General features: G+C 38.1%; 8 protein-coding genes. All 8 read right to left on the bottom strand.

Annotation, left to right across the window (positions count from 1 at the left end; translation table 11 throughout):
• Positions 1-35 precede the first annotated feature (35 nt).
• Positions 36-719 carry a CPBP family intramembrane glutamic endopeptidase gene (locus AC0IXC_RS23090; RefSeq protein WP_341088069.1) on the bottom strand — a complete coding sequence of 228 codons (684 nt, stop codon included), beginning with the start codon at positions 717-719 and terminating at the stop codon, positions 36-38.
• Positions 720-2483: 1764 nt separating this feature from the next.
• A complete protein-coding gene (locus AC0IXC_RS23085) occupies positions 2484-2894 on the bottom strand; it encodes a hypothetical protein (protein ID WP_341088068.1) in 411 nt (136 codons plus the stop codon).
• A gap of 599 nt (positions 2895-3493) precedes the next feature.
• Positions 3494-3793, bottom strand: a complete 300-nt coding sequence (locus AC0IXC_RS23080) for a DUF2325 domain-containing protein (RefSeq protein WP_002169762.1) — start codon at positions 3791-3793, stop codon at positions 3494-3496.
• Positions 3790-4173, bottom strand: a complete 384-nt coding sequence (locus AC0IXC_RS23075) for a hypothetical protein (RefSeq protein WP_341088066.1) — start codon at positions 4171-4173, stop codon at positions 3790-3792. The genes AC0IXC_RS23080 and AC0IXC_RS23075 overlap by 4 nt, the downstream gene beginning before the upstream one ends.
• A gap of 167 nt (positions 4174-4340) precedes the next feature.
• Positions 4341-4916, bottom strand: coding sequence for a hypothetical protein (locus AC0IXC_RS23070; RefSeq protein ID WP_002166785.1), 576 nt, complete (start codon positions 4914-4916; stop codon positions 4341-4343).
• 16 nt (positions 4917-4932) lie between these two features.
• Positions 4933-7143, bottom strand: a complete 2211-nt coding sequence (locus AC0IXC_RS23065; protein WP_471653395.1) for a lysozyme family protein — start codon at positions 7141-7143, stop codon at positions 4933-4935.
• Positions 7140-11174 (bottom strand): hypothetical protein, encoded by a 4035-nt coding sequence (locus AC0IXC_RS23060; RefSeq protein WP_471653394.1) that lies wholly within the window; start codon positions 11172-11174, stop codon positions 7140-7142. The genes AC0IXC_RS23065 and AC0IXC_RS23060 overlap by 4 nt, the downstream gene beginning before the upstream one ends.
• 30 nt (positions 11175-11204) lie before the next feature.
• Positions 11205-13304, bottom strand: coding sequence for a VirB4 family type IV secretion system protein (locus AC0IXC_RS23055; RefSeq protein ID WP_471653393.1), 2100 nt, complete (start codon positions 13302-13304; stop codon positions 11205-11207).

Raw genomic sequence — 13304 nt, 5'->3', positions numbered from 1 at the left:
TGTTTTATCAAGCATGTCTTTTTATTTACTCATATTTAGATTATTTGTAACATCAGTACAATGAAGTTCATCGCTGCATGAACAATATAAGAAACTAATAATTGATTTGAACGTTTATATACGAAGGCTAATACAACCCCAATACAGAAATACCCAAAGATAAATGGAAAATCAAAATGCATAATTGCAAAGAACAATGCACTGATTACGATACTCCCTGTTTCTTTAAACTTCTTCATTAAAATATTCATGGTTGCATATCGAAATACCAGTTCCTCTACTAATGGGGCAAGAATTACAATGGATACAATCGCAATTGGTGATATCACTGCAGCTGCGACTGTACTAGATGTATTTTCTGATTGCGTAGATAACTGGAATAAACTTTTATCTAAAAAGCTACCAATCATCTGTGCAAAAAAAACGAATACGATTCCTGCAAGAATCCACCCCCATGTGGCTTTCGATAATTTGATTGATAGCCTAGGTTCTTTAATCCATTCTTTCTTATATAAAAGAAATATGATTCCTAGTGTAAGCAGAAACCCTATTAACTCCCAATGTACAAGGATCTCTTGAATCGCTTGTTGCTGATTCCTCTGAATACCATACCAACCTGTCTTAGCCAGTAATTGTACTCCTATAATTCCGACAAATTGAGTCATAACAAAATAAATAAGAATGACATAACCTGATTTGTATATATTACTATTATTCATATTCTTGGATTCATCCTTTACCTTTTTCTCTAGTTGCGATAGGTAAAACTTTGAAGTTATCTCCATCTTTTCCCCCGCTTAGCACTGTACGTGCGACTTTCATCGCATACAGCGCCCCATCTTATTCTTCTATACTAAAGCAACCAGATTACAAATAATGTTGTACTCACCAACGTATTAATTCCCCTTTCTTACGAAAGGTCACATCATCTTACTCGATCCTGTGAGTTACATCTAATTGATTTAGTTTTCAAAGAATAAGACTAAGGACTATCCCTCCACATTTATTACATGCTTCGTCGGTACTATGTCCCCACCTTCACAAGAATGAAGCAATTTTGGTTCATTAGAACCTTATATGCATCTGTCCGCTAGTAGGCGTTGGTGACAGTTTCTTGCTTACCACGTTCCGATTGACTTAGCTATACATATATCCTTAGGCGCTTGCTTTAAGCCTGTTATCTTTACACCCTCATCGTTGGATGTTCCGAATTTCATACTATTTACTCTTACTTTTCGGTAGATAACGTCGTCGTTGACGACATACACATTTCTGATGTATTAAACGTTTAGACCCGTACATTCACAAGTTCGCCAGTCCTTTGTCGGACATTCTCACCATAGATATTTTGTAGCATCCCGACTTATCCATCACCATATGATTTCTCACTTAGGTTTTGTTCAGCCGACTTCACCTAGCTTCATACAATTTGTGACTACTATCATGCCTTGCATGTAGGAGTATCAGATAAGTAGTTTCAGCTCAACCTGACGGCTTTCATTTCTACTTTCAGTCAATCAGTTGTTGTTATCGAATTGATAACCCTCCTATTTCGTGTTTGCACACTTATAAGGAAACGTGTCGCGCAAATAGCGTTTTTGTTAGAAACTCATCTTTTTCGTTTCCTTACATTTAAACTCTTATATATGGTAAAATATAGTAGATATATATTTTAAGGAGGTTTTAATATGCCACACGCAGTTTGGCTGCCTATTCTCCTAGCAATATTCGTCGTATTTTTCCTTGATAAAGAGGAAAAACACAAACAATAGCTTTATTTCTTTTTCCCAGCTTAGATATTGCGTACATATATTTAAGCTGGGATTTTTTTAAATAATGATTTTGTTAAAAACTTCTCACATTTAAACCGGACAAGCATATGTTATTGTATGGAAGCTTTCCATTCATAACATTCTACCTTTCTTATTTGAGAGCACACTTATATGTGTGCTCTATTTTTTTTAAGATAAAATAACGATTTTGTATTAAATCCGCACACCCCTGAGAACCTTACATACGATAGCATGTGGTATTCTTTTTCAATTTTAGTTTTAATCAGAGAGTGCCTTGGAAAGCACTCTTTAGTTTTCAAGTAAAAATTCTGGTCAAATGATTCACATTCTTAGAAAAAGTCACATATATTATCCTGTACTCTTTTACAGTAAGAGTCTTGGTCCTAAGAGCACTGTCAAAAGTGCTCTTTTAATTTATTGCAATGGATCACGTTTTACATACAATGCAATGAGCAGACAAGACATAGTTTCTATATAATCGTGTACATTTTTTGTACGCGATTTTTTTATTAAATAAGGATTTTGTTTAATTTCCATTAACCTTTTTGATCCCTTTGAATACATTATTATTGCAAGGAATTCCACAGAGTACTCTCGTCCAGTCACCTCGAATTTCTTGCATACCTTGTGTAAATAACCCGTTATAACTAGCGGGTTATTTTATTTTTGATTACAAGATAACTATTTTGTTTAGTTTCCTTGGTATTCAAGTTTGCTAGCATCGATTGATTCAATGTTTTCAATTGAACCAAATCCAGGATACTCATTTATCCCTTTTAGCCATTCTGTTGTTACTTTATTTATTTGTTCTTGAAGCTTTTCTCCCTCATCTGCTGGTATACCTGAAAGCCAAGATTCTGCAACCTCTCCACATTCATCGGTTGCTCGTTCATATAATTCATCTAACAATACATCCGCATTTATCCATGGTACATACTGTTTGAATTGTCCAATTTGGAATTCATTATCAACTGACGCTCTATCTGCAACCATTCTATCTGTCCAATCCTTTAAAGCCGCTTGAATAGCTTCTTCTTTAGTTTCGTATTTATCGCTTGTCCAAATATCGCTATTACTATTAAGGTTGTACATCCATTTCATATCTCTCATTCCCCTTTACGAATAATCATTTTTGTTTTGTGCATACTACATCTGAGCCGACTTCCCACCGGCTGTACTCTTTCAAAACGGAGCTCTCTCCTCCGTGTCGCTTAAGAACAGGCGGGTAACTTAATTAGTTGCCTGCCGTTTTTACGTATAATCGTAAAATTTCTTGTCCATACTATTTAGAGAAAACATCTTATGCCATTTGGAGCGACCTCCAGCACATGATATTTGTACGGCCGTTCCTATAAAAGGAACGGTCTTATTTTATCTTCACGTTCCCCTTTTCGATTAAAATAACGCTTTTATATGAAAAACGTGCACAGTTTTGACACATCAACCATCACAATTACTTGAAAATTCGTGATAATATTAATTTGTTGAATTCGCCAAATTTCGACATTGTACGACAACAATATCTCTCCTAAAAAGTCCCTGTCCCCGCAGGGATTTTCTCTTTTATTTATTACTTTTGGTTATACTGAATCCCCATCCCGAATGAAATTTAAATTGTATATTATTAAAATCTTTCGAATTATTATCTTTATATAAAAATTATATGATTTATAATCCAAAATATTCTTTTCCTACTAATCTCACGCTGCCTGCAGGTGTTTTAAACCTATTTCTAACGCACCCGTTCCACCAAACCCTTGATTAAATAAAAGCGGAACATCATACTTCTTCGCGTATTCCTTTGCTACATCAATAGATACATGGCCACATGCACCTTTCTGCACAACAATGACATCACATTTTTTAATGACACTACGAAAAGTCTTCTTTACGCCACCATGATTCTTTCCGTCATGAAAAATTACCTGACAATCTCTTTTTTTCGCTAGTTTTTCTAACGTCCTACCATTTGATCCACCTAATACTAGAATTGTATTCATTCCCACTCACTCTCCTTATTTTTCTTTTTTGTGTATGTACTTGGCGATGTTAGCAGTACAAGGTTACAAACTACAATATTCATTAACACTACGGCTACTACTATTAATATGGCAAAGACCGGCAACAAAAGCATAAAGATAAAAGCACTTACGACCAAGCATACAAAGATGAACCCGTTGCTCATGTCTTCATAACCGTCTAATCCTCGCACTATATTTAGACTATGCATCCAAACCGTGATAGCATCCCAATGTTCTACTAATAGATATCCTCCACCCAAAAACAAAGCCCATCCGAATAATGTCCCTAAAAATCCTGATCCCCTTCCAGAAGAATATCCCGCAAAAAAGTTTGCTGCTGTTCCAAATAACATTCTCATTTTTTCTTTCCTCCATATCTATTTCAAATCAGTTATATATATAGATTTCATTTAGCTATGGTTTTATTATATCAGAAAATTATGAATATTCAATAAATGTTTTTAGGGTACTCTTTATTTTTTTTAGAAAGGGTTGTGTTTTTTCTTCCACAACCCTCATTTTCCACTTAATCCACTGGTACTTCTTCTTGCCCGTGCGGAATTTGTTCAATTGGTGTTACAATTTGTGCATATTGATTGACTTGCACTTTAAATTGACGTGGTTCAAGGAAATTCACTTGTTGAATTTGAACTTCAATGTGGTACGTATCTACTTTTTTTCCGCGTTCTATTTTTGTAATACGAGCATTATAGAATTTATCTCCATGCAGGAAATATCGTTGTACAGCTTCTGTTGCAAGCATGCGCTCATTACTTGTCATTTTCATTGGCTCAATACCAAATCCAGCCTTTGTAAACAAATATGGCACATCATAACTGCTGGAAGATATTTTTCGTAGTAAGTCTTCTACTGTTTTTGTTTTCGCGATATATTCCTCTTCTTTTGTATCAAATCCCTTTGGCTTATCTCCAAGCATTTCTATTTCATCTTGATTTACTTGTTCTTCCTCTTGTACTTGTGATTTCATCATGTAACGATGAATGGTATTATAGGTAGCTACACCTAGCACTAAAACTATGACCCCCAATACCACCAAGTACTTACGAGGCATATTGGACAAAATATTGATTACTTTCTTCATCTTCTCTCATCCCTTATCAGTCTATAACATTACGGATTTGAGTCATATGTTGTCCTCTTGCCGTATAGTTTAGACCTGTAATTTGTACACCCTTATCATCACCAATATGAATCATTTTCTGATTCCCCATATAAATTGCAACGTGTCCTGGGTTTTCATAGAAGATGAGGTCTCCTGGTTGTGCATGATTGATGTCTGGTACTTGTTTACCTTGTCCAACTTGAGCACCTGTCCACTCTCCAAGTTGTACACCTATACTTGTTCTAAAGACATACTGCGTAAATCCTGAGCAATCTGAAGTGCCACCTGGTGGATTACGATCCCCTAATACATATCTAACTTTTCCTTGCCCAAGCCATTTTTTCGCTTCTGCTAGTACCTTTTGTCTTTTGTCATTCGTCATAACAGGAGAACCGCCTGATGATAATCCCGGATCATCATTTTTCTTAAAGAATTTCATTGGATCTGTTGGTTGGTCGTTAATACGAATCTGGAAGTCTAAATGGACAGCGTATCCATTCATATTAAGTAAACCAGTATCTTTATTATAGTTAGAACCGCCCATCTCCCCAATGATTTGTCCTTTTGTTACCATGGTTCCTGGTGCAACTGATATTTTACTCAAGTGTAAGTAGCGAGATACAATGCCATTTCCATGGTCTACATAAACACCTAAACCACCACCATTTACATTTCCTGTTTGGTTCGTTACAATACCAACTTCCATCGACCACACAGGGTCTCCAGCTTTTCCGGCGGTCATGGCCCCAATATCTACAGCGTTATGTTGTTTTCCACCACGAACCGCATCAAACGTATCTGTAATACGCCCTGATTTCGTTGGCCATTTCCAACCTTTATCAGACACCCATTCTCCATCTCCAGACGCTACGCAACCTAAATCTTTGTAAAATTCCAAAACTTTGGTAACGTACGTATAATCCCCATAACACGCTCCAACTTTGGTTCGGAAGTTATTAGGGTCAGAACAACCACCCGGATTTAAATGTGCCTTACTTCTTGAGAATTCAATGGCTGTTTCCTCTGAATAACCACCTTTTGCTAATGCATAGCTAATAAAACCACTCCCAAAATTATATGACTGTAAGGCGAGAGCGACGTCACCATTCGCTTGTCCTAGCACATCTTTAAATTCCTGTACTCCTGCTTCAATAGAAATATTCGGATCTGTAATACACCCCATTCGAGCATTTCCTTTTACACCTATACAAGATGGACTCAAGTCTCCATAATGTCCCTCTGATGCTTGCATCGGGTCATTTCCTGCTCCAGCTGATTCCTGCATCATTTGAGCTGCCAGAATACCAACATATTGAGCAACACCATGTTTTTCTGCCATCTCTTTAATTTTGGGAAGATAGCCTGTTACTTTTTCATTGATATTAACAGGCTCTCCACCAGGACTAACAGAACCTACGCACATGCCCCCGATAAATCCACCAGTTGGGGCTAGATGTCCATACATTCCCTCTAACATCCCTGCAGCTAATATCTCACGCGCACGATCTTTTTGACTCTCACTAAATTTTGCAAGTTCCATCGCTTTCTCTAGCCCATGAGAAGAGGTTGTCACCTTTTTACTACCACTAGCATTAATCTCATCTATTTTTTTCTTAAAATCTGTATCTCCTAAAATCTTTTTTACATCTGGTCCGGAGTAACTCTCAGATTTTGTTTTTTGCATCTCCTTTTTCTTTTTTTCACAAGGACCGTTTGGTCCTGCCTCACATACCTCTTTTTCCGTATATTCTTCATATTGGATATCCAAAAAATATGAAATCGCATCATGTGGATCTTTACCGGTGAGATCATTATCATACCGTGCCATGTCAAAAGCAACAATCTCTTTCCAATCCACATTTAGAGCCATTGAAACTTCCATATACTTTTTTACTTGTTCTTCTGTTTTACTTTCATCTTTTGTAAACGGTACAAATGATGCTAAAATGACACACACCACAATAATCAGCGACATAATGATAGCTGCAGGTAATCCAACCGCGGCTAATATTGACCCTACAATTTTAAGCGTTGCCTTTTTTAGCAGTTTGGCAGCAGCTTTCGCTGCCGCCCTTCCTGCTTTTCCTGCCAATTTTGCCATTTTCCCGCCAGCTTGCATCCCTTTTTTCTTGATAAAGTGAGACGCTACATCTTTTAAGGGATTGCTTTTTTTCTGTTCATTTGGATCGTTTGGATTCTGACTCATAGACTTGTCACACCATACTTTCCATGCTCATCATTTCGTCTTTTTCGCTGTGCTAAACGCGGGTTTGGTGCAAATGGAATCAGATTTTGCGGGTCATGTTCTGATAAATTCAGTTGTGTCTCTGCACGTACTACTTCGTCCTGTGTATGTGTAACCAAAATTTCTTCTTTTGGTTTAATACTGCTATCTTTTACTTCACAGATTCTTTCAATTCTTTGGTTTGTTTGTAAACGTGTATCTCCTTTTCCGAATGGTGAGATACGTGAAACTGTACCTTCTGTTGTGGTAGCTACCATATAACTACGGTCTCTTTCTACGACCATTTGTACATTCTTATATCCACCCTGGTCTAAATCGGACATGTAGAAATTCCCATTGTCTACTTTATGATTCACAGTGATTGGCGGTTCGCTCATTACTGGTTTTTGTTGTATTGGTCTTGGATTTTGATTTCCTACCAATTGATTTGGATTTGCATTAATCGAGCGATTTATACTAATTTTCCCACCACTTGAATCTTGTATATATGCTGGGGATGCTTTCATACCATTTCGGTACTGTGTCAACTGCCCGTCTGCAATATTTAAATCTTGATATACCATTTGTCCGGAACGAATGCTACTATCTCCACTACCATAACGAGATACAACTTGTGTCATCCCACTGGAATCTTTTGCTTCAATCCATGACTTGTTATTCGTCGTAACTAAACGTACAGCCCCTTTGGCAACAGATTGTGTTCCTGTATGGTCTGTTGTTGTTGGTACCATTCTCTGAATCTCTTGAATTTCTTTTGCTTCAGTTTGAACTGCTTTATTGTACGGGTTATATTTACTTACCGTACGTGCAGCTGCTTGGTAAGCACCTGCGCCACCAATCACACCAGCAGCATAGCTTAATCCTTTTGTAACATTGTAATGGCGTTCTGCCGCGTTACCTCCTAATGAAGTATGAACAGCGGCTGCACTTCCACTTATCGCTTTTTGTACTGCATTCCCTCCTGCCTGCTGAACAGCACTTGACGCATTAAAGTATGCTTTTGAAACATTCTCTAGTGCATTTGTAGGCATAAAATGTTTGACACCTTCCATCACACTCATGCCAATCTTCGTACTTTGCTGTGTCATACGTCCCACAGCTGAAGTGGGGATAGACATTTTACCAGCACTTTGTGCAATACTTGCTACACCTGCAGACGCATCTGCATACGAACGTTGAATTTCAGAAACGGAAAGATTTCCTGCACGCGCCATACTTGCTTGCGTTTGTGTAGCTGCATACACAGCTTTATTAATTGCACCACCTGCAGCAACACCGTGTGATCTAACTCCTTGAATAGAACTTGTAATCCCAGAGCTTACTTGTTGGCTCACTGTCCCAAGGGTTGCATGACTCTGTAAGCCTTTCGTTAATTGCGAAGCAAAAGCATCTTTATTGATATACGACTGGGCATGTAGACTCTTACCACTCGTATCTTTTGCTTGTACTGGCATCGCTCCAGTTTGTACTGCTGCTTGCTGAGCTACTGCTTTAAATTCATTTCCTTTTTGGTTTAAATGTGTCTGCCAAGCCTGCTCTTTTTGCGGTTGAGACATGGTTGGGGACAAGTTTTTCATAAAGGTTGCTTGTTGTTCTGCCGCATATCCCTGTTTAAAGGATTCCGTAGAAGCTTGGACCAGGTTCCCAACATTACTTACTTGTTTGGCATTCTGGCTTCCATATCCACTTGTCAAACCATGTGTTTTCACGCCATTGACTGCCTTTTGAATGCCTGCAGTACTGGATACACCCATTGCATTTAAGTTTGGATTATTTTGTAACTGTTGTGATAAATGAGAAGCGAAAGCTTTCTTATTCGCATAGCTTGTTCCATCTTTTTGCTGAACAATATCTGCTTGCTCCGCAGCTTTTTGGGCATGATTTTCGAAACCTTGTACTTTGTGGCCTACATGCTTGTTCCATGCCGCTTCTTTTTCTTGTTGTGGTAAATCCGCAGGCAATTGCTTCATAAATCCAGCCTTATGATCTGCAGTATATGCTTTCTTAAACGCAGCGGTTGAAGCTCCTACAAGAGCACCAACCTGTCCCATGTTTTGATGGCCACTCTCTAACGTTTCTCCTTTTACATCCTCCACTGCTTTTCCGACTTTTCCTAATGCAAGTTGAGAAGCAAAAGCATCTTTATTCACATAGGACTTATCAAACAAGTTATTTCCTTGCTTATCTTTTGCATCAACTGGCATTGCTCCAGCTTTTGTTGCCGCCTGTTCTGCATGATTTCTAAATCCTTGTACTTTTGAGTCTAAATGGTCACTCCATTTTTGCTCTTTCTCTTCAGCTGGCATACCTTCTGGCAGTTGACTCATAAACGTATCTTTATGGTCTGCCTCATATCCTTTTTGGAATGCATTTGTTGCTGCATTTACTAAATCTTTAGCGTTTCCATATGGTGTAGCGTTTTTCTTCATATTCTGAAAATCTTGTTTACGCTGATTTTTAAAGTGAGACATTTGATCACTATTGCTTTTCGCTACTTTCTTAGCAATTTCTGCATCGGATGCACCAGGAAATGCTTGTTTTAATCGACTCGTAACTGCTGAATCAGGATTATCCGCTTTCCAAGATTCAAAATCTTTTGTAGCTAAATCCTGTGCAATATCTTCATCGGTTAATTCTGGATAGGATTCTCCATTTAAATTTGAATACGTGTCCGCACCCTTCTTCACACTTGAACCAATATGTTTCCCTAACGCTACAGCTCCTTCGCCGACTGTAGCAGCAGTTCTACCAGCCACTGCACCAGTAATTCCACCCACTTTACTACCAACCATTGTCCCTATTGCCATTCCTTCTGGTCCAAGCCCAGCTCCTGCGGCCATACCCGCAAGTCCCGTTGCCGCTTTACCAATTGAACTTCCAATTTGCCCTGCTTTTAACATACGAGCTGCACGAGATGTTGTACCAATATCTGTTCCTAAATTCGCTCCTAATGCATTTTTGGGATTATCAGCATCTTCTTTTGTCTCTTCTTTATTCCCTTTATCATTAGGTTTCGCTTTCGAATTACGGTAGTCATCACGAACACCTTTAACCAGCCCAGCCACACTTGCTAAGGCCCCCATACCCATCATCGTACCCGCTTTATGAATACCACCTGATGCATTGGTGCTAAGACCAATAAAACTTTTCACAATCTCACCTATTGGGATAAACATAGCAAGTAACATTAATTTGAGTAACGGACTATTTGCTGCTCCAATTAAAGAAATAATGAGCCATAAGGTAATCGCATGAATCGCTTGTATGAACACTGCCCCCATAAATTCACGTATCCAATATAATGTCTGTTGTTTCTTTTGTGGGAATAGCCACATACCTACCATTAAAGGACCCATTAACATTAAGACATATAGTGACACCGCACGCATTAAATAGTAAAAGTTTGCCCAGACGATGAGACCAGCTTCTATAAACAAACCAAATATAATAAACATATAGTCATTTTCATGACCTTTCAGACTCAGCTCAGTAATTGTAAGTCCAGCCCCACCAAATCCAGGCTGTAGAAATTTAGTACCCTTATCCGGGTCAAAATTCCCTCCACTTACTCCATTGATAGCGTCTCTGAACTCTACTATTACCCACGAATTGATATCAAATATAAGAGTATAGAAGTAATCCAAATGCCAAAGACAAATCGAGATAATCATTAAATCTTTCGCATACTCTATTAATGCCGTTCGATTATTCGGATTAATAGCTGTCGCTGAATATTTTGCTGCCGTAATCACTACACTGATGAGGACACAAAAAGCAACAAACTTAAACATGACAGGCATACCTGTGTCTAATACTTTGGTTAGAGAATCTCCCGAAAATAAGAAATCTAAATTTGTCCCTTTTCCTTCTGTCCCATTCCCCCCAAACACTAAGACTGGAAGAGGATCTAAAGTCGCATAAACCGGACCAAGAAAAGCCTTCACTAAAACAATAATTAGGCCTCCGACCCACTCTACTATTTTCTCTAGCATAATTTCACCTTCCTTTTCAAAGGTACGCTATTACCCTGCGTACCCTTGTACTTGCTTCATATTATTTAAAAGCTCTTGTAGTACTGCTTCATTCGATTCAATGAACATCATTTCTTTGTCTGATGGATCTGTTTGAATCCAAACCGAACTATCTCCTACACGGAAAATTCCTTCTCCTTTTCCTGGGTTGTTGAGAATAATATCAAGCTCCCCAGCAGTTAAGTTAAAGTTTTCTTGGATCTTTTTCTTATCGATCTTATTTTGTTCTAAGAAGAAATAAGAGAAAGTAGATTGCAAGATACCACGTGCTTTTACATTTTCTAAAATACGAACAAAGTCCTGACTTGCCCAACACATACCTGCATTTCTCTTACGAGAGCGGCGTGCTACTTTTTCTAAGAAGTTAACTGTTTGTTCATAGTCGATAAACTGCCACATTTCATCCACATATAACACTTTTCGTTTGATAGCGTGTTCTGGGCTCTTAATCCAATGCTCCCAGATATAGTTCAGGATAACGTGGAAGGCGATTGGTTTTAAGAATCCTTCTTCTAAATGACTAATATTAAAGTTAACAACACGTGATTCATTTAACTGTGTTTCCACACCACGGCCAAAATGACTTTGTCCATCAAATAATGGTTTTGAACCATCACGTAAGAACGGACGAATCGCGGCAATTAACTCTTCTGCTTTCACATCGTCCCCATGATGTTCTACTATTACATCGTAGATTTCTTTTAACTCTGGCTCAGGCTTTCTCACTTGAGACTGAATTAATTGTCCATCCATTTTTTTCACTTCATCTGTATATAAAGATGAAGGGTGGGAAGTAATGCCATGTTTATCAAACACTTCGCGAATCGCATCTTCCAGCATCGTACGTTGGAATACATTTAATCCTGGTTGATCAAAATCTTGTCCGCGAATAATAATGTCAAAGAATCCTAGTATTTCATTAATTTTCTCTAAAATTGGTACGAATCTTACATACTTCACGCCATCACGTTCTATGAGTTCTTTCTTATCATATTGTTCAAGTGCTTCTAATTCTTCATCTTTATCTGTAATCTGAAGTTCTGTTACCGCGATTGCACAAGGGTTAATAATGATATTACTTTCTGGTGAAATATTTAAGTTAATACCGCCTAGACGTTTTGTAATCTTTACGAATTCTCCCTCTGGGTCGATAATCATTGCATGTGTATCTGCAAGTGACGTTTCACGAGCTAATTTCATTTTTAAAAGTAAACTTTTTCCCGAACCCGAAATCCCGGTCACACCAATGTTATAATTTGGTGGGCGATAATCTGCATTCCCGAACGAATTTAAAAATTCTATTTGCCCAGTAATTTTGTTCTTTCCTATTGGTATACCACCATTAAATCTTCCGGATCCTGACACAAACGGTGCAAATGTACATAAGGCTCGTCTATCGATATTTCGATATGTATCTTGCAAAGTGTTTGGTGCACCTAGTGGCATAACCGCTTTCAAACCACTTTTCACACGATTCCAAGTACTTGCTATCTTAAAGTGTGATGCTTGCATTTCATCCTCAAGATACTCACATAAAACGTCTAATTCTTTCTTTGATTCTGCATACGCAACAGCCATCGTACTCACCATATAGGAGTCATTCTCATTAAACTGAATTTCATCCATTAAATTGTTTGTATCTTGAATTTTTGCATCTAAGTCTTTTTCTTGGTCAATGTTTCCTCTTGTGCGTTGGAAAGAAAGGTTTGAACGTAACATCGTTAGCTGCATATCTAACGATCGCATCGCTTTCGCTTTTGGCTCTTTATGAATATCAATCATGACATCGACTTCCCCAGCTGAAGTTAACATGTTCAACCAATTGGTTTGCATCATACGAGGGTATCCATCACGTGGAATATAAAACGGACGGAAGAAGGTATTACTTCCTAAAGACTGCTTAATCACCCCATAGTCTTCTGCATCAATTTTCATGCCTTCTGGGGCAATGACATCAAACACGGTTGTTTGATTATCTAATTGAGTGGGTACCTCTTCTTGCTCCTGCTCTTCCTCCTCTAGTTCCAATTCATCCTTCTCTTCTGCTTCTAATTTCTTTTTTTCTTTTTTCTTCTTTCCAAACAACTTCAT

Source organism: Bacillus sp. AC266 (genome assembly GCF_979253805.1).
This window is presented reverse-complemented; position numbering and strand designations above follow the sequence as displayed.